This window comes from Psychrobacter sp. H26 (assembly GCF_059073035.1).
In genome coordinates this window covers 2,045,044-2,069,223 of record NZ_JCACRW010000001.1, presented here as the reverse complement: position 1 = coordinate 2,069,223, position 24,180 = coordinate 2,045,044, and the positions used below count along the sequence as shown (strand labels likewise).

The window sequence follows — 24,180 nt, the reverse complement described above, 5'->3', positions numbered from 1 at the left end:
TATTCATACAATGGATAATAAGATCATAATAGACTTTACACGAATACAACGCTGCATTAATATAGGCAGCTAAATATTTTGCTTATAAACGCTACATTGAGCGTCGGTCATAAAAACGGCCAATAGGCAAGCACATGTATAATAATTTTGCGTATAAAAATGCAAGGGCTATTACTGAGTTATCATAAGCCCTTTTTTGATAGCTAAAATTTATGTCACGCTATCAGATATAGCAATAGAACTATGGGTTGGATGTTATTGGTTACATGGGCGCTTTAGTATGATTTATTTGCTTGCTTAATAGCACCACAAATAAAAACGCTAAACCCATCAGATGACAACCATATTTTTGGTAGTTGATTAAATCGTTGATTAATAAGAAGCTTACATTATGGCATCCGAGCAAACATCATCAGAATATATCTCTCACCACTTAACGAACTGGACGTACGGCTACTTGCCGGGCGAAGGTTGGAAAGTTGCCTACAATGCTGAAGAAGCAGGGTTAATGGGCTTTAATGCTATCCATCTTGATTCTATGCTATGGTCAATCGGTCTAGGAATCTTATTTTGTGCCGTCTTTTGGATGGTTGCCAAAAAAGTAACCTCAGGCGTACCAGGTAAAACTCAAGCAGCGGTTGAGATGATCGTTGAGTTTGTTGATAACAACGTTCGTGATTCTTACAGTGGTACCTCAAAATTGATCGCGCCACTGGCGTTGACTATTTTTGTCTGGATCTTCTTGATGAACTTGATGGATTTGATACCGGTTGACTTTATTCCAGGTCTAGCTGGACAGATCGGTGCCGCTATGGGCCATGATCCAAATCATGTTTTCTTCAAGATTGTTCCAACGACTGACCCTAACATTACGCTTGGCATGTCGTTCTCTGTCTTTGCACTGATTATCTTTTATAGCATTAAAGAAAAAGGTTTGGGCGGCTTTATCGGCGAGTTAACACTACATCCGTTTGGTGCCAAAAACCCAATCGTACAAGCGATTTTGATCCCGATCAACTTCATCCTAGAAGCAGTTACTCTAATAGCTAAGCCTGTATCACTTGGTCTACGTCTATTCGGTAACATGTATGCTGGGGAATTGATTTTCATACTGATTGCTCTAATGCCATTTTGGATTCAATGGGCGTTATCGGTACCGTGGGCTATCTTCCACATCTTAGTTATTACACTTCAAGCGTTCGTATTCATGATGCTGACGATAGTTTATATGTCGCTTGCATCATCAACTGAACATTAATTAGACATTCAATAGGTAAATGAGGATACATCAATGGATCCAGTATTAGGTGGTTACACAGTTATCGCAGTAGCACTACTTATCGGTCTTGGCGCACTTGGCACAGGTATTGGTTTTGCTATTCTAGGTGGCAAATTCTTAGAAGGTGTTGCACGTCAACCAGAGCTTGGCTCACAGTTGCAAACTCGTATGTTCATCGTAGCAGGTCTTTTGGATGCTATTCCGATGATCGGTGTTGGTATTGCTATGCTATTGTTGTTCGCTAACCCTCTAGCAGGTTAATCCGAAAGCTCAGTTGTAAATGTTTGGTACTCAAGAATTTTCTATCAAATATAGTCAAGATTTGACTGCCAAACATGATCAATGAAACTGATTTTTCATTAACAAAGAGGTGATCACGTGAATATCAATTTTACCCTCGTCGGTCAAGCCATTGCTTTTGCAATATTTGTGGTTTTTTGCATGAAATTCGTGTGGCCACCACTTATCGGTGCCATCAATGAGCGTCAGCGTAAAATCGCAGATGGCTTAAATGCCGCAGAAAAAGCAAAAGCAGATTTGGCGACCGCGGAGCAAAGTGTCCAGCAGGAACTTGATCTTGCAAAGACCAAGGCTGCTGCATTAATCGAGCAAGCCAACAAAAGTGCTAATCAGCTTGTCGAAGATGCAAAATCGCAAGCCCAAGCGGAAGGCGAGCGTATTCGTCAACAAGCTCAAGCATCTATTGATCAAGAAATCAATCAAGCACGTGAATCATTACGTGCCCAAGTTGCTGAGCTGGCTGTACTTGGTGCAGAAAAGATTTTGCAAGACAAAGTCGATGCGCAAAAACATGCCAGTATGTTAGACCAACTGGCGGCGAAGCTGTAATTGTGAGGATATAATGGCTGACTTATCAACCTTAGCACGACCGTACGCTAAAGCCGCGTTTGACTATGCCAACGAAAACGGCGCAGTAAATGAGTGGGAAAACTTCTTGCTTGTTGCTAGCACTGTTGTCGATGACAAGTCGTTCAGTACTTGGCTAGACAATCCAGCTGTTTCTGCTGAGCATAAGTCAGCTGCTTTGGTCGATCTTTATGATACGCAAGTAGCTAGCGCTAATGACTCTGCTCTTAAGCAGTTATTAGATGATGCTCAAGGTACCAACCTTGGCAGCAACGCCAGCTATCCAAAAGTATCAGTAGCACTTAGCAATTTCGTTAAACAATTATCAGAACAAGAGCGTCTGGCGCTGCTTCCTGAAGTTTATGAGCATTATCGCCGTCATAAGGCAGTAAGCTTAAAGCAGCTTGACGCATATGTGACCTCTGCTTATCCATTGACTGATAAACAGCGTCAAATGCTACAAACGCGTCTTGCTACCTCGCTAAATGCGAGTGTAGTGATTCACGAAACAGTTGATCCAAGCCTATTGGCAGGCGCTACAATCAAAGTCGGTGATAAAGTCATCGATGATTCGATGCGCGGCAAGTTACAACAGTTAAAAACACAGCTAACTGCCTAATGCCATGTATCGGCGCAGACACATAATACAATCTGCGTGATAGTAAGAGCATTTAAGTCAGTGGGCGGGTTATCATAAATTAAAGGAAACAAGGCAATGCAACAATTGAATCCAGCGGAAATCAGTAACCTGATTAAGCAGCGTATTCAAGACCTTGATGCGGGTGCAACTGCAAAGAATGAAGGCACGATTGTCAAAGTATCTGACGGTATCGTGCAGATTCATGGTCTTGAAGATGCCATGTACGGCGAAATGATTGAGTTTGAAGGTGAAGTCTATGGAATGGCGCTTAACTTAGAGCGTGATTCTGTTGGTGCAGTAGTACTAGGTGACTTCCTAAAGTTACAAGAAGGTCAAAAAGCCTATTGTACTGGTCGCATTCTTGAAGTACCCGTAGGTCCTGAGCTGCTAGGCCGTGTTGTTGATGCTTTGGGTAATCCTATTGATGGCAAAGGTCCTATCGATGCCAAAATGACTGACAAAGTCGAAAAGATCGCTCCAGGCGTTATCGATCGTCAGTCAGTAGATCAGCCAGTAATGACCGGTTATAAAGCCGTTGATACCATGATTCCAATCGGTCGTGGTCAGCGTGAGCTTATCATTGGTGACCGTCAGACTGGTAAAACAGCGATGGCTATCGATGCGATCATCGCACAGAAATCATCTGGTATTAAGTGCGTGTACGTGGCTATCGGTCAGAAACGTTCGACCATCGCTAACGTGGTACGTAAACTTGAGCAAACTGGTGCATTAGAATATACTACGGTTGTGGTTGCTTCAGCATCAGAGCCTGCCGCACTACAGTATATCGCACCGTACTCAGGTTGTACGATGGGCGAATACTTCCGTGACCGCGGCGAAGATGCATTGATTGTATTTGATGATTTATCAAAGCAAGCGGTTGCTTATCGTCAGATTTCACTATTGCTACGTCGTCCGCCAGGTCGTGAAGCATATCCTGGTGATGTATTCTATTTACACTCACGTCTACTTGAGCGTGCATCACGTGTAAACGCTGATTATGTAGAAAAGTTCACTAACGGTGAAGTGAAAGGTAAAACTGGTTCTTTAACCGCATTGCCTATTATTGAAACCCAAGCCGGTGACGTTTCTGCATTCGTACCGACTAACGTGATCTCAATCACTGATGGTCAGATCTTCCTAGAGTCTAGTTTATTCGCTTCAGGTATCCGTCCAGCAGTCAACGCCGGTATCTCGGTATCTCGTGTGGGCGGGGCCGCTCAGACTAAGATTATCAAAAAGCTATCTGGTGGTATTCGTACTGCTCTAGCTCAATATCGCGAACTAGCAGCATTTGCTCAGTTTGCATCAGATCTTGATGACGCAACTCGCGAACAGCTTGATCATGGTGAGCGTGTAACTGAATTGATGAAGCAGAAGCAATACCAGCCGATGTCAATCTCTGAGCAAGCAGCCGTTATCTATGCTTCAAACGAAGGCTTCTTAGCTGACGTTCCTGTTGAAAAGATTGGTTCTTTTGAAGAAGCATACTTGCGCTATATGCATGATGAGCAAAGTGAATTGATGCGTGAGATTGATGACACTGCGAACTACAATGATGATATCGCAGGTCGTTTAAAGTCAGCGTTAGAGACCTTTAAACAAAATCACAGTTATTAATTTAACGGGTTAAGCCGAAATGGTTATAACTGTCGTTTGAAAAGTGGCGCGTTGTCTGACTAGATATTTGCGCCACTGTTTTAACCATTACCGGTATTAGATCGCGTAATGCCACAAGATATAAAATGTTATTCTATAAGAGTGATGTTGCATATCAAATGATTGTCGCATGCGCCAATGCTTTTTAACCCTCTTATATTGGAATCATTATGGCAAGCTTAAAAGAGATACGTGCCAAAGTCACCAGTATTAAAAGCACCCAGAAAATTACTCGTGCTATGCAAATGGTAGCGGCAAGTAAGATGCGCCGTGCTCAAGAGCGCATGGAAGTGGGTCGCCCGTATGCTGATAGTATGCGCCGGGTTATTTCACATTTGGTGCATGCCTCATCAGACTACAAACATCCGTATATGGTATCGCGTCCAGTCAATAAGGTTGGCTATATCGTCATTACCTCTGACCGTGGCCTAGCGGGTGGCTTGAATATTAACCTATTCAAAGCTTTATCTAAAAGTATCCAAGATTATCAAGATCAGTCAGTACAAGCTGAGTTTGCAGTCATCGGTGCCAAAGGTGTGAGCTTCTTCAAAAACTTTGGTGGTAAAGTCACATCGGCTGTAACTGATTATGGCGATAAACCAACGTTTGAGCAGTTGAATGCACCAGTTCAAGCGATGCTTGAAGACTATAGTAACGGCAATATTGACCGTATCTATGTGGTCTATAACCGATTCGTCAATGCGATGACTCAGAAACCAACGGTCAATCAGTTGGTTCCTCTACCAGAGCAGTCATTTGATGATGAAGACAGTGGTCTACAGACAGAACTTAGCTGGGATTATATCTACGAGCCTGATATCAAGACATTGATTGATGAATTGCTTGGTCGCTATATTGAGTCGATTGTTTATCAAGCGGTAATGGAAAACATTGCCTCTGAGCAGTCTTCACGTATGGTTGCGATGAAAGCGGCAACAGATAATGCTGGTGACCTTATTAACGATTTACAGTTGGTTTATAACAAGCTGCGTCAAGCGGCGATTACCCGAGAAATCTCGGAAATCGTTGGCGGTGCTGCTGCTGTTTCATAATTGACTACACCTATATATAGAAGTTCAAGGAGAACGCAATGAGTAGCGGTCGTATTGTACAGATTATTGGCGCGGTTCTTGACGTTGAGTTCAACCGTAATGAAGTTCCTCAGATTTTTGATGCCTTGCAAGTAGATGGTACCGAAACCACCCTAGAAGTACAGCAACAGCTAGGTGATGGTATTGTACGTACTATTGCAATGGGTTCAACCGAAGGCTTAAAGCGTAACCTACCTGTTACCAACACTGGTGCACCGATTTCTGTGCCTGTAGGTACTGGTACGCTAGGTCGCATCATGGATGTTCTTGGTCGTCCTATCGATGAAGAAGGTCCTGTTGCTGCTGACGAAAAATGGTCTATCCACCGTGAAGCGCCAAGCTACGCGGATCAGTCAAACAGCACTGAGCTGCTAGAGACCGGTATTAAAGTTATTGATCTACTTTGCCCGTTCGCTAAAGGTGGTAAAGTTGGTCTATTTGGTGGTGCTGGTGTTGGTAAAACCGTTAACATGATGGAGCTGATCAACAACATCGCTCTAAAACATGAAGGTTTGTCAGTATTTGCGGGCGTCGGTGAGCGTACTCGTGAAGGTAACGATTTCTATCACGAAATGCAGGAAGCTGGCGTTGTAAACACTGAAGACTTCAGTAAGTCTAAAGTAGCAATGGTATATGGCCAGATGAATGAGCCACCGGGTAACCGTTTGCGTGTTGCACTGTCTGGTTTGACCATGGCTGAGTACTTCCGTGATACCAAAGATCCTGCCACTGGCAAAGGTCGTGACGTATTATTGTTTGTTGATAATATCTACCGCTATACACTAGCCGGTACAGAAGTATCAGCCCTGCTTGGTCGTATGCCATCAGCGGTTGGTTATCAGCCAACACTAGCTGAAGAGATGGGTATGCTGCAAGAGCGTATTACGTCAACTCAGTCAGGTTCTATCACGTCAGTTCAGGCGGTATATGTACCAGCGGATGATTTGACTGATCCATCACCTGCTACAACGTTTGCTCACTTGGATGCAACGGTCGTACTAAGCCGTGATATCGCATCACAAGGTATCTATCCTGCGGTTGATCCGCTCGATTCAACGTCACGTCAGCTAGATCCACAAGTGATCGGCGAAGAGCATTACAATGTTGCTCGTGGTGTTCAGGAAGTTCTACAGCGTTATAAAGAGCTTAAAGACATCATCGCGATCTTGGGTATGGACGAGTTATCAGAAGAAGATAAACTGGTTGTTTATCGTGCTCGTAAGATTCAGCGCTTCTTGTCTCAACCATTCCACGTCGCCGAAGTCTTTACCGGTGCACCTGGTAAATACGTACCATTACGCGATACTATTGCTAGCTTCAAAGCAATCATCGCTGGTGAATATGATGACTTACCAGAGCAGGCATTCTACATGGCTGGTAGCATCGATGAAGTAGTCGCTAAAGCTGAAAAAATGAAGTCTTCTGCAGCGTAAGCTGTATGAGCATGAATTAATGAGTAGATATAATGTAGATTTTATATCTACTCTTCAGTAACGCATCGCAGTTTTACTGTTTTTTGATCGCGCTTTGATGGTAAGGAATTAAGTATGGCAACGTTACAATGTCGCGTCGTAAGTGCTCGTGAAGAGTTGTATTCAGGCGAAATTAGCATGTTAATAGCTACTGGTACCGAAGGCGAGATTGGTGTATTGCCAGGTCACACACCGCTTATTACTTTGTTAAAGCCAGGTGCAATGCGAGTGCAAACACCAAATGGTGAAGAAGAAATAATTTATGTCTCAGGTGGTGTATTAGAAGTACAACCTAAGATGGTTACCGTATTGGCTGACACTGCTATGCGTGCAAGCAATCTTGATGAAAGTAAGATTGTCGAAGCTCGCAAGAAAGCTGAGCAAATGCTAGTAAACCAGTCTGATACACTACAGACTAATGCAGCTTTAGCCTCACTTGCAGAGTCAGTAGGACAGCTACAGACTATTCGCAAGTACAAAAATCGCGTGTAACTTATCATTGTTAGTGATAGTTATCACTGTTAGCGATAGATAGTTATCTGAAGCTAACAGTGTAGTTGAAGACAGAAAGCAGTCCATTATATGGGCTGCTTTTTTATGTCTGTTAGTTTGAATTTACCAATGCTATGGCTGCTACTTTTACTTATATCAGTGTTTGGAAAGATAAGTATTTTATGAGCCTGCGTTAATTATCGTTTGAGAATAAGATAATATTGGATTTCCTTAAAATGCCACTAGCAGTAAGGGTGATATGTGGTTATATTAGACTATGAAATATCGTAAGTATGGAGTGATACTGTGGTGCGTCTGTGCGATGTAAGACACTAACATTGGTTATTAAGATGCGCTCTGGTTGTAAGTATTTAACGAAAACGAAATTACTGCCTATTATTGAGATAGGTAGGATTATTCTTGGACGCAAACTAAAGTTTTATTAGAGGTAGTTTATAGGTTTTGTTAACGACTATCAGCTATAGTATAGGAAGCTGTAGGTTTAATAGTATACTGTGCTACCAAGTTTGTAACAGCTATACGAACATCAATTGTACCGCTTTATGGTGCTATTAATTTTACCGCTCTTACTTTTACTGCTTTTAAATTAGATGTATTAGAGGATATAACAATGACAACGACTGAAGAAGACAACACCCCCCGAATCCTGATTGTTGAAGATGATGAGCGTCTGGCCATGTTGACTCAAGATTACTTGGTCAAAAATGGTTTAGAAGTGGCAATTGAAACTGACGGTAACCGTGCTATTCGCCGCATTGTCAATGAACAACCAGATATGGTCGTACTTGATGTCATGCTACCTGGTAGCGACGGATTGACAGTTTGCCGTGAAGTTCGCCCGCACTATCAGAATCCTATTTTGATGCTGACTGCGCGTACCGAAGATATGGATCAAGTATTGGGTCTAGAGATGGGTGCTGATGACTATGTCGCCAAACCTGCTCAGCCGCGCGTATTGCTCGCTCGTATCCGTGCTTTATTACGTCGTTCAGAAAACGCACCATCAGAAGATGTGCCGCAGCGTTTAGAGTTTGGCGAGTTAGTCATTGACAACGGTGGTCGCTCAGTCAATCTAGGTGATGAGCTGGTTGATTTTACTAGCGCTGAATATGATCTATTGTGGTTACTTGCTTCTAACGCAGGTCGCATTTTATCTCGTGAAGATATCTTTGAGCGTCTACGTGGTATTGAGTATGATGGTCAGGATCGTTCAATTGATGTGCGTATTTCACGTATTCGTCCAAAAATCGGTGATGATCCAGAAAATCCAAAGCGTATCAAAACCGTACGTAGTAAAGGTTATCTGTTTGTGAAAGAAGGCAACTAAGATTACTGCATCTACGTAGTGATTAATTATTAGTCATTTTCGAAAAAACCAGCATCTTTGCTGGTTTTTTTGTGGCTAAATTTTAACTTTTGAACTTAAATGCAGTGTTATGTGGTTTAATTAACCCATTATTATAGACACTGATCGAATATGAGTGACTTGTATCTATATTTGGGCGATTATTGCAGATTAATTAGACTGCATTAGTCAAAGTCTATCTCTATTTGATAATACTCGATATCAGTATATGGCGCTCACTATGTAGCGAATGATATCGGCACTCTCTATCTATTAAGTTGGTCACGGCACGTATGTCATTAGTCTCTTCTTTAAAACACAGTATTTTTGTTCGTATCTATGCTGGACTGCTTATAGTCTGTTTATGCGTAGCATTGTTTGCGCAGTTATTGATGGACACCATCAATAAGGAACGCGTGCAGTCCTATCGCGAGAGTATGGCGATGGGGGCGTTTCATTTAGTAAGTGAAGGCATCTCTCATCAAGATACTAAAGAAGATCGTGAGTATTGGCTGTCTGATGCTAGTAGTCTATTTGGTTCAACGTTTAAGATTGTCCCTATCGATGAGGTAGACTTTACTGCCAGTGAATTAAGACGCTTTAAGAACGATGCCACAGTGGTTCGTTATATGAGCCAACCTGTCTATGCAGATGTGTATTATCGTCTGCCAGACAATGAGAACGTGTTGACCGCGCGAATATCGCAAGTCACAGAGCAGCAAGTACGAGCTATCGCAATATTTTTACTAGATGATTTGTCCTATCAGATGACCTTGTCTGATAAACGTGCGCGTCTAGCAGAGTTAGAGGAGAAATTTTCTTTTCCTTTAGCGTTTACTGCTGTCAATACGCTCGATTTGGATCCAGATCAGATGTCGCGTTTGCGCCGTGACGAAGTGGTTATCTCATTGCAAGATACTAATAGCAGCAAAAGTAACTCATCTATTAGAGTAGTGGTACCGTCTGAAATCAATGATATGGCGATATTGATTGGTCCTGTGCCGTTGTTCAACTGGTTCCCACTTAACCTAATCATCAGTATGATTCTGATTAGTATGTTCTTAATCAGTTTGGGTGTTTATGCGCTTATTTTCCCGCTTGAGCGTAAGCTACAGCTGATTCAAGTAGGTGTCAACGAAGTCAGTAAAGGCAATCTTGATATTCAAGTACAGGTCATTGGGCAAGATGAGATTGCGCGTCTGTCAGCGACATTTAATGCCATGACGTCACATATCAAGCGTTTGATTGAGTCGCAACGAGAGCTGACGCGAGCAGTATCACACGAGCTTCGGACGCCAGTGGCACGTATTCGGTTTGCCGTAGATATGCTTGCTGATACTGACGATGAGGACTCGCGCTTCATGCAACGTGATTATATCGATGAAGACATTGAATCACTTAATGGGCTGATTGATGAGATTTTGACTTATGCTAAGCTTGAGGAAGGCTCGCCAAAATTAGATTTGGAGCCAGTAAACCTCAAAGAGCTGCTAGAGCAGATCGAGCGTGAGACCAATGCACTGGGTAAGCCAATCAAAATCGTGACCAACTTACCAAGTGTAAAAGTCACTGCCATCGCAGATCGCCGCTATTTGCACCGCGTGATTCAGAATCTTGCAGGTAATGCTTTGCGCTATGCTGAGACGACCATCATCGTTAGTGCAGGCGTCAAAAAAGGCAATGCATTTGTCAGCGTAGAGGATGATGGACATGGTATTTCTGAAGCGGATCGCGAAAAAGTATTTATACCGTTTTCACGTTTAGATGACAGTCGTACACGAGCGTCTGGTGGTTATGGCTTAGGCTTATCAATTGTATCGCGCATTGCTTTTTGGTTTAATGGTAGTATGAAAGTCGATGAAAGCCATACGCTTGGTGGTGCGAGATTTGTGATGACGTGGCCTATCAAACCGCTGACCCAGATTCTTGCTGCTGATGAGTTGACGCAAGAGAGAAGCGAACGCGATTTTGATACTAAATAATTGCTCCTCGTAACCATGTTGAGCAATACAAGAACTATGGTTAAACGGATTTGATTACAGACACTTTGGCAATGAGATGATGCGTTTACCATATATTTCTAAAATAGCTTGATAATATAGGAGGGCAAAGGATGCCATATTTATTTGGAGGGCTAGTGCTGTTGAACGCGATAACGTTGGGTTATCATTTGTTCTTAAAGCAGCCTTTAACGACCCAAACGCTGAAGGCAGCACAAGAGGAAATGACCCAGCCACTCACCTTCACCAATGGTGCTGAGTATCTCCCGCCTATTATTGGTACAAGAGACTGAGCGGCTGTCACTCGATTTATATGGGCGACAGTTTTATCGCGTTTCTTTATTTGCTGTAGCATTCTCGGTTGCAGAGGTATCGACCGTATCAGCTGCGATGGTATTATCTCCAGTAACTTTGGAGAGTAGGGGTATGCGTACGCATACTTGTAGCCCGCCATCAGGATGGTTAATGGCCTCCACCGTACCGTGATGTAACCTTGCGATACGATCGACGATAGCCAGTCCTAACCCACTACCTTGCGTCGTACGTGCGGTCTCCCCACGCTCAAACGGTTGCATAATCCGCTCTAACTGATCCTCTGCTACCCCGTTACCGCAGTCCCGCACACAAATCATCAATTGCTCTTGCGCCTCTTGGGTGACTACGTTCTCACTGACCACATCGCTATCTTCTTCTGGAGCCGTTTCTATAAAAGTAGGTATTACTGTGGCTGAAAGATAAATCGGTGGTTTACCATAGCGATTGGCATTGTTAATGAGATTGATAATCAGACGTTTGATAGATAAGGGGCGCACCGGAACGACCTTATTACACTCTGATTGATATATAAATTTCATCGGAGCAAATTGCACCATGATTTCATTAAATATCGTATCCAAATTGGTTAAGCTGACGGGCTCATCAGAGCCGTCTTTCATAAACGAGATGAACTGCTCCAAAATGGCATCCATGTCTTCAATATCGTAAATCAACCCTTCACGAAAGAAATCATCTGGCAGCATCTCGGCAGTCAAACGCATACGAGTCAATGGCGTACGCAAGTCGTGTGAGATACCAGCAAGCATAATTGTCCGTTCTTTTTGCGCTTGGTTTAATGTCGTAAACAGACGGTTAAAAGCCATATTTACTTGACGTATCTCAGTAGGACCCTTTTGCGTAGGTAAAGTGGTAGCGTGTCCTAAACGAATGTAATTGGTCGCTGCACGCTGCAAATAACGTAACGGGCGATTGAGTTGCCGTGCAAGCAAAATAATGGTCAGTAGGGATAATATCGGCAACCCAATCAAAAACAGTACGAGCAATGTCGGACTGTACTGTGAATAGTAAACTACTGGCTCACGAATCCAAAAACTGTCGTCACGGCTGTCCTGTACCCAAAGCTGGGGCGTTGGCTTAAATTTAAAGTACACTTCGACAGGTCGACCCAGCTGTGCACCGATCTCATGCTGAAGTACATCAGTGAAGAAGCCGACAAACGCCTTATCAGCAACTTCAGGGAAATCACTGGGATTGTTGACGACGACAACATGAGAGTGCTGATAAACCCACTGACGGATATCAGGGCGGTACTGCCAGTCTTTATTCACGCTATTGATTAAACGTAGCTCACTCGTCAAATAACGGGCATGATTTTTGAGCTCTGGTAGATATAGACTGCGCCAAAAAAATAAAATCGATAAACCCACACTGATAAGAACAATAAAAGAGACCATCAAGGTCGTCAGCCAAGTATTGGAGTAAGAGCTTGGTAGCCAACCTTTGCGACGTGGCTTTGAGTTTGGTGTGATCATATAAATCCAGCAGATTGAGAGAGATACTGTGTTGGGTTTGGTCTGGGGTTAAACCGCTGTATCGTGACTGAAAAAGTCCAACTTATGCCTTGAGTATGTGTAAAACCAAGCAAGCTACAATAATCATAGAATACCACATCCGATGAATAGTACCTTTATAGTACTCACCAAGGATAACCATTAAATACTTAAGATCAAAATAAAATCACTTATGCATAATTCGCTTGATGCCTAGTTTGGTTTAAAGACAGTTTGATACGTAATTAATTTGTTTGTATGAAGTGGCTACTATGCGCATTTAAAAAACGCCTATCGACAATTATATTTTACACAGACTGGTATTTAAGCTATTGTTAATAAATAATTAAATATGCACAGTTTATGTTTTCAACAAATAAAGACTGTGATATAATTATGCCCTTTTTGGTATACCTGCGAAAGAGAGAATTCACATGGTTGTTATTCGTTTAGCACGGGGCGGTGCCAAGAAACGCCCATTTTATCAAGTAGTTGTTGCTGATCAACGCCGCGCGCGTGACGGTCGCTATATTGAAAACATCGGCTTTTTTAACCCACTCGCTAAAGAGTCTGAAGAAGCAGTACGCCTAAACATGGAAGCGTACAACGCGTGGATCGCAAAAGGTGCACAACCTTCAGATCGCGTTGCTTCATTAGCAAAAGCTTACAACAAGTCTGCAGCACAAACTGAAGCAACTGCTTAAGTTTTTGCTGTTACTGAGCCACTTATAGTATGACTACAAGCTGATTCAGTAGACTTTAGAATACATAGCGTAACTGGTCTAACCAGGGTGCGCCATTAACTGTTTATCGCTTTTGACACAATTGTTTTTGCAATTGCTGTTGTAATCATTGTTAGGTTAGCTGCTATGTCATCCACTCCAAACGCTAGTGCCCTTATGAAAATCGGTCAGCTTAAGAAGCCTTACGGCATCAAAGGTTGGCTATGGGTATTCAGTGATACGGATGATCGTAGAGCGATATTCGATATGAAGCCGTGGTGGATGAAAACTGCCACTGGTATGAAACCTTTGACTGTGAAAGCTTGGCGTGAGCAAGGAACAGGAATTGTGGCTCAATTTGAGCAGATTCCTGATCGTAATGTTGCTGAGACTATGAACGGTGTTACCGTTTGGGTCGAACAAAACGTCTTGCCTGAAACAGCTGAAGACGAATATTATTGGTCGGATTTGGTCAGTCTGCGCGTGATGAACGAGCAGGATGAGTATCTAGGCAATATCACTGAAATGTTTGAAACCGGTGCCCATGACATCATGCGCGTAGCGGCCAATTCAGACAGTTTGGATAATGAAGAGCGCCTAATTCCATGGCATAAGAAAACTGTGATAGAGGTCAACATGACCGAAAAAACAGTACTTGTGGCATGGCCGAGTGATTATTGATAGCGACTCTAGCTTTTAGTTAGACCTCGTTGATAGTCACACCGATTGTTTTAGCCTCAATGCAAGTAGACATCAGATGTATTTTGCCGTAATTAGTATTTTTCCTGAGATGTTTGCCACGATTCGTGAGTTTGGAATCACGGGACGGGCAGTGACTCAAGAGCAAGTTACGATTGAATGCATTAATCCGCGTGATTATACCACTGATAACTATCGCCGTATTGATGAGCGCCCTTATGGTGGCGGTCCTGGGATGGTGATGATGGCTGAGCCATTATCGAAAGCCATTGAGGATGCCCGTTTGCGTGCTGAGCAATATGGCTGCCGTGTCGATAGCGAGCACTGTCCGGTGATTTATATGTCGCCGCAAGGACAGACGCTTAGTGAGAGTAGCGTAGTCGGTATGACTGATTACGATGGCATGATTCTATTATGCGGTCGTTATGAAGGTATTGATGAGCGCCTACTGTCACAGTATGTCGATATGGAAGTGTCACTAGGTGATTACGTATTGACTGGTGGTGAGCTACCAGCGATGGTGCTGATGGATAGTGTGATACGTCGTCTGCCCGACATCATGGGTGATGACAAGTCAGCAGAGCAAGACTCGTTCGTCGATGGCTTGCTTGACTGTCCACATTATACTAAGCCGCATGAGTTTGCAGGCATGGCAGTTCCTGAAGTGTTACTGTCAGGACATCATGCCAATATCGCCAAGTGGCGTTTTGCTCAGCAAGTCAGTCGTACGCAAACGCGTCGTCCAGATTTGTGGCAAGCGTTTACCCCAACGGCAGAGCAAGCGAAGTGGCTAAAAGCACTGGCAAAAGCAGATAAAAATTAGATTTTCAAAATCTGGTTTTATCGCTTTTAAGCTTGATAAACAGTTAAAAGACAGAATTTTGAGCAATAATAAAACGAGTCATCACACAGTGGCCGTTGGTTATAACCCATTTACGTTGTGTCTCACTATAAAGAGATATAATTAATTATTACAAACAGGTGATATGCGTCAAGCCTCTATTATCTAATGTGAGGAGATAACTCTCATGAGCAACAAGCATCCATTGGTTCAGGTCATCGAAAATGCTCAATTGATCGAGCGCCCAAGCTTTGCACCCGGCGATACCGTCGTGGTACAAGTAAAAGTACGTGAAGGTGAGCGTGAGCGTTTACAGGCTTTTGAAGGCGTTGTAATTGCTAAGCGTAACCGCGGCCTAAACTCAGCGTTTACCGTACGTAAAATCTCGAGCGGCGTTGGTGTTGAGCGTGCATTCCAGTTGCACTCACCAATCATCGATAGCATTGAAGTGAAGCGCCGCGGTGCTGTTCGCCGTGCGAAACTGTACTACTTACGTGAGCGTTCTGGTAAATCAGCACGTATCCGCGAAAAACTTGCGCCACGTCCAGCTCAGAAAAAGACTGATGCTGGCGTACCTGATGCCGTTGATACTGCACCTGGTATTTAAGCACAAGTTTGCCATTTTGAGTTAATCGTATTATTTTAGGGTTGACTCAAAATAAGGTAATAGTAGATACAAGCCCTTATTCATAGGTTTATTTATAAATAAGCGGGCCATACCAAAAAAGACGAAACCCCAATCTATGCATATGCTAGATTGGGGTTTTTGTATGTGTGCCGTTATAAATGTAGATTTTATCACCTATCAACCTCACATTAATAGTTGGCAGCTATTCGTTGTCAGGTGTTTCAATACGGCTGACTTGCTCTTTAGATTTACTGTATTTTCGTAGTCGAATATATAATGTCTTAGTGACGGTAGCGATGAGCTTTTGTTGATCATCGACGATATCGACTTTATATTCACGGAATACAGCGTCACCATCTTTTGCCAGCTCTTGAATGGTAATGACTTCAGAGCTGGGTATTTTCATGCGTGCAGTGACTTTGCTATTGCCGGGCGCGACAAAGTCAATACTTGAGCTTTTGTCCCACACCACATAGTTGCTACCCAGTTGATGCATCAGCATGAGCATGTAGAAGGGATCAACCATCGAATATAAGCTACCACCAAATTGAGTACCAACGATGTTTTTGTTTAGCGTGGTCAGTCCCATGCTGACCACACATAATCCCTGATCAAGGCTGATATGGTCGATTTTGATACCTGCGCCAATGTATGGAGCATAAGTATTGAGTCGCAGCTTTAAAAGGTGCGGTGTCAGTAATGGCATGATACTTTGTTTTGCTCGACGCTTTAAAGTCTCAAAATTAGCGGGAAATACACTCATAGCTCTATCCTGTTGCTTTTCTCAATTTTTTGATATTACCAGTAGTACTGTTTTTCGGTATTGACTATCAGGTGAAGATCGTCAAAAAATATTTATCATAGTGAAAAATGGCTACGCTCGCTAGCTCTAAAGCGTAACCAAAAAAACAATATATTCATCTGGTATGCACTTATATATTGTCAATATAGCGCATTTACAAAGTTCCATTAGTCTTTGCGTCATCATAAATGCAAACTTTCCTTTATGTATTATAGTGAGACACACAGTATCTTTACATGAGTTTTGGGTCGCATTTCACCAATGCATAGCATACAATAGTTTGCAGTTTGCGATGGACACATTGATCTACTCAGTACTTGATTAGAGTATTAGCAACCATAAAAGACGTAATCCACACAAGGAAATGTGATGAGTAACCCTCAGACCCCTTCTCCGGGGTCTAATCCGACGCCGAACCTATCCGATCATGACAATAATAATGACAGTAACAGAGAGGGTAGCTATCCAGAATTACACAAGCCAAGCTCAAGCTTTGATAATCGCGATGCTTATCTGAATCATGAACTACAGATCATGCAGCCGAAGCGCTGGCGACCTAATTTGCCGTTTCGAGATTATCGTTTTGAGTATGAAGATACGATCCCAGCGATGGCAGCAACGATTGGCAAAGTGGTTATGGTGGGCGCCATTGCAGCAACGTTTGCAGGACCACTAGGGTTGGGCGATGCCTTTGTTCTAGAAAACGTGCGCTATGAGTTATTGATCGTTTCCTTCTTTATTATACTGTTTTCTGGTTTCTTATTACCGACTGCCAACTTGGCTGGTACTCATGGTCCACTCATTCCATTGATTCCTATTGTTGTGGCCGCTGGTGGTCACCCTATGGCATTTGGTTTACTTATCGGTGCTTTTGGTCTGCTCCTTGCTATCAGTAAAGGAGGGAGTTTGCTTGCTAACTTGACCAGTAAAGGCGTCTGCGGTGGCCTACTTATTTATTTAGGATTTATTGGTACGACATCACAGGTCAAAAATCTCTTTGTCTGGTCAGAAAGTATTGGTATGACGCACATTGCTTTCTTTATTATTTTAGCGACTATCTTGCTATATGCCTTACTTGAGCATTGGCAAAAGCGCTGGCTTGCGGTACCGCTTAGCTGCGTACTGGGCGGCGGTCTTGCATTTGCATTGGGCGCGCCTTTTGAGTTTCAGACAGCTCCAGGTCTACCAAACATGAATCCGATGTACTGGTGGGGTGAGAACACAGGGTGGATGTTGGGTCTGCCCACGATTGAAAGCTTTGTCGTAGTCCTACCATTTGCCATTCTAGCCGTTGCTATGTGGTCGCCAGATTTTTTGGGTCATCAAGTGTTTCAAAAAATCAGCTATCCCAAACGAACTGAAAAAGTACTTATGGACATTGATGATACGATGACCAGTGCGTCGTTTCGTCAAGTAGTGGGTTCGGTGCTGGGCGGTGCCAACTTTGCCTCGTCATGGGGTACATACATTGTCCCAGCAGCGATTGCCAAGCGTCCGATTCCGGCTGGTGCATTATTGACAGCATTATTCTGTGTTATCGCAGGGGTTTGGGGTTATCCGATGGATTTGGCCATCTGGCAGCCTGTGATGTGTGTGGCACTGATCGTAGGGGTGTTTATTCCATTGCTAGAAGCGGGCATGGAGATGACGCGCGAAGGAAAGACCACGCAGTCTGCTGCTATCGTGGTGTTTGCTTCTGCACTGGTCAATCCCGCTTTTGGTTGGTCACTCACATTACTGCTCGATAATTTAGGCTTGATTGGCTCTAAAGAGCGCAGTGCTGGCTTATCTAAAATGAGCCGCTGGATCATACCAGGTATTATGTTTGTGGTGCTGACAGGGGTAATGGCTATCGTTGGTATGCTGCCTGGCATCCCAGCATTGATGGCAAGCTTCCGCCAATAATACAAGCAGAGGATATGACCCTTTTTGCCGCTTCATCGATAAATATAGACAGACGCATAGACTGACTATACTCACTATTTTTACCTTTGAGTCGTCTAAAAAGCTGTCTCTATCAATGCCATAATTGAACGTTCACCATGTTCTAAAACTAGATGAATCATACGAAGTCAGCATAAAGCTGGCTTTTTTGTGAGTCGTTATATGCTGTCACCTCGCTTGTAAAATGATCACTCCCGCCCCATAAATGGCTATATCAATTAAGGTTTTAAGAGCAAAAAAGTCTATGGTCAACGTCTCAGAAGCAAGCCCTGTCGATGATAAAAAAGCCCGTCTCAAACATCTCATCAAACGCCTGCCAAACTTGCCAGGGGTGTATAAGATGCTGAGCAAAAACGGCGATATTTTATATGTGGGTAAAGCCAAATCGTTAAAGAGCCGTGTGAACAGTTACTTTGCCAAGACGATTGATCATCCAAAGACGCGCGCATTGGTGGCTCGGATTCATAATATTGAGACCATTATCACGCGTAGTGAGACCGAGGCACTACTGCTCGAACAAAACCTCATCAAAGAACATCGCCCACCATATAATGTCCTACTGCGTGATGATAAATCATACCTCTATGTGTTTATCTCAGCCGATAAGCCTTATCCACGTTTGGCGTATGGACGCGGCAAAGGCAACCATCAAAAAGGTCGTTTTTTTGGTCCCTTTCCATCCGCCCACGCCGCAAAAGAAACGCTGGTATTGATGCAGAAAATGTTTCAAATGCGTCAATGTACCAATACTTTTTTTAAGCAGCGTCAGCGCCCTTGTCTTGAGTATCAGATTAAGCGTTGCCGTGCGCCCTGTGTCGGTCTGGTATCGCCAGAGGAGTATGCGGAAGATGTGAATAATACCATTCGGTTTTTGAAAGGTGACTCGGGTGATATTCATAGTACGCTAATTGAAAAAATGGAAGGCGCTGCTGAAGCGCTAGATTTTGAAAAGGCGGTGTTTTATCGTGATCAGCTATCCATGTTACGCGAAGTGCAGGCAAGACAAGCGGTCTATACGGTACAAGGCGAGGCTGATGTGATCGCGATTGCCAGTCAGGCTGGCATGACCTGCGTCAACGTACTAACCGTACGCGGTGGTCGCGTGTTAGGCGGCAAAAACTACTTCCCCGATGTGGATAGTAGTGAGTCGCTAGCAGATAATCTATCGGCTTTTATCACATCGTTTTATTTTCAGGTGACCGATGACCTACCAGCTGAGATCATTTTGAGTCATGAGATACCAGATCAGGTGGCAGTGAGCGAAGCATTGGCAACGCATTTTGGCAGTAAAGTGACCATTAAGACCAATGTGCGCGAGCACCGCTCAGAATGGCTGGATTTGGCAACGCTCAACACCAGCAATGCGCTAAAAACCAAGTTGGGCGATTATTTAGAGCTCCATGCGCGTTTTGGTGCACTAAAGGACGTACTGGCTGATGTGACAGACCGCACTGTTGACCGTATCGAGTGTTTTGATATCTCTCATACGATGGGTGAGGCGACCATTGGTAGCTGTGTGGTGTTTGATCAAGGCGGCGCACGTAAGCGAGATTACCGCCAGTATGCCATTCATGATATCCAAGGCGGTGATGACTATGCCGCAATGAAGCAAGTGCTGACCAGACGCTACAAAAAGCAGCCATTGCCTGATCTACTGCTGGTTGACGGCGGAAAAGGACAGCTTGGTATCGCAAAAGAAGTGCTAACGGAATTGGGTATCCTAGGTGATACCTTACTTATCAGTGTGGCAAAGGGCGAGGGACGTAAAGCGGGACTTGAGGTACTACATTTCATCGATCATGAGCCGCTTGATTTGCCGATGGATAGCAAGGCGCTACATTTATTGATGCATATTCGTGATGAGGCACACCGGTTTGCCATTACTGCGCACCGGAAAAAACGCGACAAGCGCCGTTCCTCGTCAGTGCTCGAAGTGATACCGGGGCTTGGTGAAAAGCGCCGCCGCGATTTGCTCAACCACTTCGGCGGTATGCAGCAGTTGCTTGGCGCGTCACAGCAAGAGCTGTCAGGTGTGCAGGGGATTGGACCTGTACTCGCAAAAACAGTCTATAAAGTATTGCACGAGTGATTTTGTAAGATTAAAAAGATCATGAATAAAAATGGGGCGGGTTCGGATAAATAAGATTATCTGAAACCGCCCCATTTTTTGAACTATTGAACCCTATTATTCAGCAGATGCTACTTTATAAGTCGTAAATTTAAAGCTTAAATCACTTTTTTCATCATGCATCTGCTCAGACTCTTCTGCTACGTTGAAACGCGCAGGCAGCTCAGGATAGAACGCATCACCATCGGTAATATCAGTATCTACGTGGGTCAGTTCAATACGATCGGTATACATCAGCGCTTCACTGAATACACGCTCACCGCCAATCACCCAAATCGTATCTAGGTGTAGCCCATGTGCCAAACTTGCCGCGTGAGTGAGTGCATCGTCCAAATTATGAACCACATGCACATGGTCATGTCCGACTAGCCCTTGCTGCTCTGCATAGTCCATCTGGGTAGAGATGATGAAGCACACACGTTTTGGTAGTGGCTTGCTATTCATTGACTCAAACGTTTTACGACCCATAATGACGATACCCTGCATATCACTACTAGATGCAGTATTTTGCGGATCGCGTGTGGTCATTTTTTTGAAATGTTGCAGATCTGCCGAGATGTGCCACGGTAGTTTATTATTTTTACCGATACAACGATTGCTACTTATTGCAGCGATTTGGGCGACTTCAGTGTGGGCATAGCTCATAATGTGTCCTTTATATTATATTTTTAAACGTTTATATTTCTAAATTTTGATCTTACGTAGAGCGGGTACTAAGACCAGCTCTATACAGCAACTTTGGCCTTGATAGCAGGGTGCGACTCGTAGTCATTGACGCTAATATCTTCATATTTAAACGCAAATATATCTTTGATATCCGTATTCAAAGACAGTGTTGGCAGCTTATAAAGCGAACGTGTCAGTTGCAGCTCAGCTTGCTCGCGGTGGTTTTGGTAGATATGGCAATCACCACCCGTCCAGACGAACTCACCGACATCCAGACCGCAAACCTGTGCCACCATATGGGTTAGTAGCGCGTAACTGGCGATGTTGAATGGCACACCTAGGAAAAGATCAGCCGAACGCTGATACAGCTGACAAGAGAGTTTGCCGTCTGCCACAAAGAACTGAAACAACGTATGACAAGGGGGCAGTGCTACTTGCTCTGCTTCACCTGGATTCCAACCTGAAACAATCAAGCGGCGCGAGTTAGGATTGGTTTTTATTTGTTCGACCACTTGTGCGATTTGATCGACGCCGTCAGAATTATAACTGGCGTCTTCATTTTTGGTCGCGCCATAGTTGCGCCATTGATGACCATATACTGGACCAAGATCACCTTCCGGACGATTGAAGCGTGCGGTTTGCTCCGCTGTTGCCCACTCATTCCAAATGCGCACCCCCTTGTCTTGTAGGTACTGAACATGAGTGCTACCACTCAAAAACCATAGCAGTTCGTAAGCAATAGATTTGAAGTGAACCTTTTTGGTGGTTAGCAGTGGAAAACCTTCTGCTAAGTCAAAACGCAACTGCGCCCCAAAATGACTCAGCGTACCCGTACCCGTACGATCACCTTTTTCGGTACCGTTGTCTAAGACGTGGCGTAGCAAATCAAGATACGCTTGCTCGTTATTACTGTGGTTACCATTGATCATAAAAATGCTCTTTAGTTACTGCTGACAGTAGCTACCGACTAGTCAAATAACCGATACCGCCGCTGTCATTATGAAAAGTATTGCTAGGGTAGGTGCTGCGACCATTTACCCTATTATTCAAGTTATCCATCACTCTACTGGGAGCACAGCCTTAGTAAGCCGCTTGTTTGCCCCAGTCGTAGATGCCGCGCTTGTAAGCGTAACCGATCAAAAACAGACCAATAATAATCATCGGTGCGCTCAATATCTGACCTTTGGTCATCCAACCGAGCAAGATAAACCCTTGATCAACGTCTGGCTGACGGAAGAACTCAATGATGAAACGGCTCAAGCCATAGCCCAGCATAAAGACACCAGTCACCGCCATGCGTGGACGGGGTTTTGATGAATACCACCACAGGAATAAGAACAATAGCAGACCTTCGGCAAAAGCTTCGTATAGCTGTGACGGATGACGAGGTAGTAGGTACTGACCATTGACTTCAGTCATAACGTCTTGCAGTGCCGGATTGGCCTGTAGCTGCTGCATATCAAACCCAGCCGCTTGGGGAAAGTAGGTGAGCCAGTTATAGCCACCATCAGAGACGCGGCCCCATAGCTCGCCGTTGATATAGTTACCGATGCGACCAAACAGCAAACCCGTCGGTACACAGGGTACGATAAAATCGAGCACTTGAAACGGTGTCTTTTTGTACTTGCGAGCAAAGTACAGCATACCTAGCATCACACCGATCAGACCGCCATGGAATGACATACCGCCTTCCCAGACTTTGAACAGATAAGCAGGGTTTTGTAGCAGCTCGCTAAATTGATAAAACAACACATAACCGACACGGCCGCCTAAAATAACGCCAAGTGCGCCAAAGAACACTAAGTCTGAGACCATATCTGTCGTCCAGCCCTCACGCTTGGTACTGCGATACCATGCCAGACCATAAGCGGCAGCAAATGCCAGTAAATACATCAGCCCATACCAGTGGACTTCGACAGGTCCCAGTGCTAAAGCGACAGGATCGTACTGAGGGTGAATCGTCATAAGAGTGTCATAATATTGATAATAAAGTGCTGACTATAATAGCAAATTTCATGCGCCCAGCATACATAATTGCTATGACGCCAGTTAGGGGGCGCTAAGAGATTTACTATTGATGTTGAGGGTCGTTGATAGAGTGCTCGGCAAGCGCTGTGAGAGATAAAGAACGTTAGATTTCAGATATAGCCGCAGTGATAGAAGAAGGGGTTGGGGTGGCAATAGGAGGTACTTGATAGTGGACAGTCTAAGAAAAGTATGGCGTTCTTAGCGCATAAAAGATGCCCACTACCAAGTAGATAGGATTAAAACAATTAGATAGCCACCAGTTCTTGTACGTTGTTGTCGACCATGGTGTCGCCTGCACCTTGAGACACGACCTTGCCCCGTGATAGCACTGTATAGTTATCAGCGAGCTCTTCGGCAAACTCATAAAACTGCTCGACTAGCACAATCGCCATATCACCTTTGTCTGCCAAGTCTCGAAGCACACGGCCAATATCTTTAATGATAGACGGCTGAATACCTTCGGTTGGTTCATCTAAAATTAGTACTGACGGCTCGGAGGCGAGCGCCCGAGCGATCGCAAGCTGCTGCTGCTGACCACCAGACAGGTCACCGCCGCGTCGATGCTTCATCTCATCGAGCACTGGAAAGATATCATATAAGTGTTTGGGTACTTGTTTAGCTTTACTGCGTGAGAATTTTGCCATACCAATCAAGATATTCTCTTCTACCGTCAGTGTCGAAAAAATATCACGACCTTGAGGTACATAAGCCAAACCTGCTCGGACGCGTTGCTCTGGGGACATCTTGCTGATTTCTTTATCATTCAGTAATATCTGCCCTGATTTGATAGGTAATATGCCCATCAAGCATTTGAGCAACGTGGTTTTGCCCACGCCGTTACGCCCAAGTACCACGCTGCACGCACCTATAGGTGCTGTGAACGAGACGTCTCGTAAAATATGACTGCCGCCGTAATATTGATTGATGCCATTGATTTGTAACATGACGGTCTCCTAACCTCTACATTGTTTTCTGATATTTATATGATCTAGTCATTTATTTATTAGCGATGTATTGAGCTATTGACCAA

Annotated in this window: 23 protein-coding genes; 17 read left to right on the top strand and 6 right to left on the bottom strand. The window is 44.0% G+C overall.

The genetic code is table 11. The features are described 5' to 3' along the window. Nucleotides 1-391 precede the first annotated feature (391 nt). The 11 genes from atpB to AC5JPT_RS08535 all read left to right on the top strand — a co-directional run bounded on the left by atpB (nt 392) and on the right by AC5JPT_RS08535 (nt 11,159). Nucleotides 392-1,258 (top strand): F0F1 ATP synthase subunit A, encoded by an 867-nt coding sequence (gene atpB / locus AC5JPT_RS08585; RefSeq protein WP_493857791.1) that lies wholly within the window; start codon nt 392-394, stop codon nt 1,256-1,258. Nucleotides 1,259-1,291: 33 nt separating this feature from the next. After that, on the top strand, nt 1,292-1,540 hold the full coding sequence (atpE, locus tag AC5JPT_RS08580; RefSeq protein ID WP_010197960.1) for a F0F1 ATP synthase subunit C: 249 nt from the start codon (nt 1,292-1,294) through the stop codon (nt 1,538-1,540). 117 nt (nt 1,541-1,657) lie between these two features. Next, a complete protein-coding gene (locus AC5JPT_RS08575; RefSeq protein WP_493844142.1) occupies nt 1,658-2,128 on the top strand; it encodes a F0F1 ATP synthase subunit B in 471 nt (156 codons plus the stop codon). A gap of 13 nt (nt 2,129-2,141) precedes the next feature. Next, complete coding sequence (locus tag AC5JPT_RS08570) at nt 2,142-2,765, top strand: F0F1 ATP synthase subunit delta (RefSeq protein ID WP_493857790.1); 624 nt, start codon at nt 2,142-2,144, stop codon at nt 2,763-2,765. A gap of 96 nt (nt 2,766-2,861) precedes the next feature. Beyond that, entirely contained in the window at nt 2,862-4,406 is a 1,545-nt protein-coding gene (gene atpA / locus AC5JPT_RS08565) for a F0F1 ATP synthase subunit alpha (protein WP_319052002.1), read from the top strand. A 209-nt stretch (nt 4,407-4,615) separates the two neighbouring features. Continuing rightward, the gene (gene atpG, locus AC5JPT_RS08560; RefSeq protein WP_443526718.1) at nt 4,616-5,497 is read left to right on the top strand and encodes a F0F1 ATP synthase subunit gamma; all 882 of its coding nucleotides are present in this window, start codon (nt 4,616-4,618) and stop codon (nt 5,495-5,497) included. 38 nt (nt 5,498-5,535) lie between these two features. Next, nucleotides 5,536-6,969: a F0F1 ATP synthase subunit beta gene (gene atpD / locus AC5JPT_RS08555; protein WP_443526717.1), complete on the top strand. Its 1,434-nt coding sequence runs from the start codon at nt 5,536-5,538 to the stop codon at nt 6,967-6,969. A 114-nt stretch (nt 6,970-7,083) separates the two neighbouring features. Next, nucleotides 7,084-7,500, top strand: a complete 417-nt coding sequence (locus AC5JPT_RS08550) for a F0F1 ATP synthase subunit epsilon (protein WP_261869167.1) — start codon at nt 7,084-7,086, stop codon at nt 7,498-7,500. 631 nt (nt 7,501-8,131) lie between these two features. Beyond that, on the top strand, nt 8,132-8,848 hold the full coding sequence (locus AC5JPT_RS08545) for a response regulator (RefSeq protein ID WP_058023509.1): 717 nt from the start codon (nt 8,132-8,134) through the stop codon (nt 8,846-8,848). Between the two features lie 311 nt (nt 8,849-9,159). After that, nucleotides 9,160-10,848, top strand: a complete 1,689-nt coding sequence (locus AC5JPT_RS08540) for an ATP-binding protein (RefSeq protein ID WP_493857789.1) — start codon at nt 9,160-9,162, stop codon at nt 10,846-10,848. A gap of 131 nt (nt 10,849-10,979) precedes the next feature. Further along, complete coding sequence (locus tag AC5JPT_RS08535) at nt 10,980-11,159, top strand: hypothetical protein (protein WP_443526713.1); 180 nt, start codon at nt 10,980-10,982, stop codon at nt 11,157-11,159. Nucleotides 11,160-11,192: 33 nt separating this feature from the next. Here the strand turns inward: AC5JPT_RS08535 and AC5JPT_RS08530 are convergent, their stop codons facing one another. Further along, nucleotides 11,193-12,674 carry an ATP-binding protein gene (locus tag AC5JPT_RS08530; RefSeq protein ID WP_493844143.1) on the bottom strand — a complete coding sequence of 494 codons (1,482 nt, stop codon included), beginning with the start codon at nt 12,672-12,674 and terminating at the stop codon, nt 11,193-11,195. Nucleotides 12,675-13,126: 452 nt separating this feature from the next. Between AC5JPT_RS08530 and rpsP the strand changes: the two genes are divergently transcribed. The 4 genes from rpsP to rplS all read left to right on the top strand — a co-directional run bounded on the left by rpsP (nt 13,127) and on the right by rplS (nt 15,561). Continuing rightward, the gene (rpsP, locus tag AC5JPT_RS08525; RefSeq protein WP_021812802.1) at nt 13,127-13,396 is read left to right on the top strand and encodes a 30S ribosomal protein S16; all 270 of its coding nucleotides are present in this window, start codon (nt 13,127-13,129) and stop codon (nt 13,394-13,396) included. 165 nt (nt 13,397-13,561) lie between these two features. Beyond that, a complete protein-coding gene (gene rimM, locus AC5JPT_RS08520) occupies nt 13,562-14,095 on the top strand; it encodes a ribosome maturation factor RimM (protein ID WP_493857788.1) in 534 nt (177 codons plus the stop codon). A gap of 76 nt (nt 14,096-14,171) precedes the next feature. Further along, nucleotides 14,172-14,936: a tRNA (guanosine(37)-N1)-methyltransferase TrmD gene (trmD, locus tag AC5JPT_RS08515; RefSeq protein ID WP_493857787.1), complete on the top strand. Its 765-nt coding sequence runs from the start codon at nt 14,172-14,174 to the stop codon at nt 14,934-14,936. A 205-nt stretch (nt 14,937-15,141) separates the two neighbouring features. Then, a complete protein-coding gene (gene rplS, locus AC5JPT_RS08510) occupies nt 15,142-15,561 on the top strand; it encodes a 50S ribosomal protein L19 (RefSeq protein ID WP_290176744.1) in 420 nt (139 codons plus the stop codon). A gap of 223 nt (nt 15,562-15,784) precedes the next feature. Here rplS and AC5JPT_RS08505 read toward each other — a convergent pair whose 3' ends face one another. Then, nucleotides 15,785-16,345, bottom strand: coding sequence for a DUF4442 domain-containing protein (locus tag AC5JPT_RS08505; RefSeq protein WP_493857786.1), 561 nt, complete (start codon nt 16,343-16,345; stop codon nt 15,785-15,787). Between the two features lie 408 nt (nt 16,346-16,753). Between AC5JPT_RS08505 and AC5JPT_RS08500 the strand changes: the two genes are divergently transcribed. Continuing rightward, nucleotides 16,754-18,289: a DUF3360 family protein gene (locus AC5JPT_RS08500; RefSeq protein ID WP_493857785.1), complete on the top strand. Its 1,536-nt coding sequence runs from the start codon at nt 16,754-16,756 to the stop codon at nt 18,287-18,289. 283 nt (nt 18,290-18,572) lie between these two features. Further along, entirely contained in the window at nt 18,573-20,417 is a 1,845-nt protein-coding gene (uvrC, locus tag AC5JPT_RS08495) for an excinuclease ABC subunit UvrC (protein ID WP_493857784.1), read from the top strand. A gap of 96 nt (nt 20,418-20,513) precedes the next feature. Here the strand turns inward: uvrC and AC5JPT_RS08490 are convergent, their stop codons facing one another. The 4 genes from AC5JPT_RS08490 to urtE form a co-directional block, all read right to left on the bottom strand. Next, complete coding sequence (locus AC5JPT_RS08490) at nt 20,514-21,101, bottom strand: dihydrofolate reductase (RefSeq protein WP_493857783.1); 588 nt, start codon at nt 21,099-21,101, stop codon at nt 20,514-20,516. Between the two features lie 80 nt (nt 21,102-21,181). Continuing rightward, nucleotides 21,182-22,051, bottom strand: a complete 870-nt coding sequence (locus AC5JPT_RS08485) for a thymidylate synthase (protein ID WP_493857782.1) — start codon at nt 22,049-22,051, stop codon at nt 21,182-21,184. A gap of 151 nt (nt 22,052-22,202) precedes the next feature. Beyond that, on the bottom strand, nt 22,203-23,087 hold the full coding sequence (lgt, locus tag AC5JPT_RS08480) for a prolipoprotein diacylglyceryl transferase (RefSeq protein WP_443526700.1): 885 nt from the start codon (nt 23,085-23,087) through the stop codon (nt 22,203-22,205). A 308-nt stretch (nt 23,088-23,395) separates the two neighbouring features. Continuing rightward, nucleotides 23,396-24,094 (bottom strand): urea ABC transporter ATP-binding subunit UrtE, encoded by a 699-nt coding sequence (gene urtE / locus AC5JPT_RS08475; RefSeq protein ID WP_493857781.1) that lies wholly within the window; start codon nt 24,092-24,094, stop codon nt 23,396-23,398. Nucleotides 24,095-24,180: the final 86 nt, after the last annotated feature.

What these genes read in the sequence shown, in the direction of transcription:
- rpsP (WP_021812802.1), top strand. Translation starts at nt 13,127, where the DNA reads ATGGTTGTTATTCGTTTAGCACGGGGCGGTGCCAAGAAACGCCCATTT.
- AC5JPT_RS08540 (WP_493857789.1), top strand. Translation starts at nt 9,160, where the DNA reads ATGTCATTAGTCTCTTCTTTAAAACACAGTATTTTTGTTCGTATCTAT.
- atpE (WP_010197960.1), top strand. Translation starts at nt 1,292, where the DNA reads ATGGATCCAGTATTAGGTGGTTACACAGTTATCGCAGTAGCACTACTT.
- AC5JPT_RS08500 (WP_493857785.1), top strand. Translation starts at nt 16,754, where the DNA reads ATGAGTAACCCTCAGACCCCTTCTCCGGGGTCTAATCCGACGCCGAAC.
- AC5JPT_RS08505 (WP_493857786.1), bottom strand. Translation starts at nt 16,345, where the DNA reads ATGAGTGTATTTCCCGCTAATTTTGAGACTTTAAAGCGTCGAGCAAAA.
- trmD (WP_493857787.1), top strand. Translation starts at nt 14,172, where the DNA reads ATGTATTTTGCCGTAATTAGTATTTTTCCTGAGATGTTTGCCACGATT.
- urtE (WP_493857781.1), bottom strand. Translation starts at nt 24,094, where the DNA reads ATGTTACAAATCAATGGCATCAATCAATATTACGGCGGCAGTCATATT.
- AC5JPT_RS08570 (WP_493857790.1), top strand. Translation starts at nt 2,142, where the DNA reads ATGGCTGACTTATCAACCTTAGCACGACCGTACGCTAAAGCCGCGTTT.
- AC5JPT_RS08530 (WP_493844143.1), bottom strand. Translation starts at nt 12,674, where the DNA reads ATGATCACACCAAACTCAAAGCCACGTCGCAAAGGTTGGCTACCAAGC.
- uvrC (WP_493857784.1), top strand. Translation starts at nt 18,573, where the DNA reads ATGGTCAACGTCTCAGAAGCAAGCCCTGTCGATGATAAAAAAGCCCGT.
- rplS (WP_290176744.1), top strand. Translation starts at nt 15,142, where the DNA reads ATGAGCAACAAGCATCCATTGGTTCAGGTCATCGAAAATGCTCAATTG.
- atpG (WP_443526718.1), top strand. Translation starts at nt 4,616, where the DNA reads ATGGCAAGCTTAAAAGAGATACGTGCCAAAGTCACCAGTATTAAAAGC.
- AC5JPT_RS08550 (WP_261869167.1), top strand. Translation starts at nt 7,084, where the DNA reads ATGGCAACGTTACAATGTCGCGTCGTAAGTGCTCGTGAAGAGTTGTAT.
- atpA (WP_319052002.1), top strand. Translation starts at nt 2,862, where the DNA reads ATGCAACAATTGAATCCAGCGGAAATCAGTAACCTGATTAAGCAGCGT.
- atpD (WP_443526717.1), top strand. Translation starts at nt 5,536, where the DNA reads ATGAGTAGCGGTCGTATTGTACAGATTATTGGCGCGGTTCTTGACGTT.
- AC5JPT_RS08545 (WP_058023509.1), top strand. Translation starts at nt 8,132, where the DNA reads ATGACAACGACTGAAGAAGACAACACCCCCCGAATCCTGATTGTTGAA.
- AC5JPT_RS08485 (WP_493857782.1), bottom strand. Translation starts at nt 22,051, where the DNA reads ATGATCAATGGTAACCACAGTAATAACGAGCAAGCGTATCTTGATTTG.
- AC5JPT_RS08490 (WP_493857783.1), bottom strand. Translation starts at nt 21,101, where the DNA reads ATGAGCTATGCCCACACTGAAGTCGCCCAAATCGCTGCAATAAGTAGC.
- atpB (WP_493857791.1), top strand. Translation starts at nt 392, where the DNA reads ATGGCATCCGAGCAAACATCATCAGAATATATCTCTCACCACTTAACG.
- lgt (WP_443526700.1), bottom strand. Translation starts at nt 23,087, where the DNA reads ATGACGATTCACCCTCAGTACGATCCTGTCGCTTTAGCACTGGGACCT.
- rimM (WP_493857788.1), top strand. Translation starts at nt 13,562, where the DNA reads ATGTCATCCACTCCAAACGCTAGTGCCCTTATGAAAATCGGTCAGCTT.
- AC5JPT_RS08535 (WP_443526713.1), top strand. Translation starts at nt 10,980, where the DNA reads ATGCCATATTTATTTGGAGGGCTAGTGCTGTTGAACGCGATAACGTTG.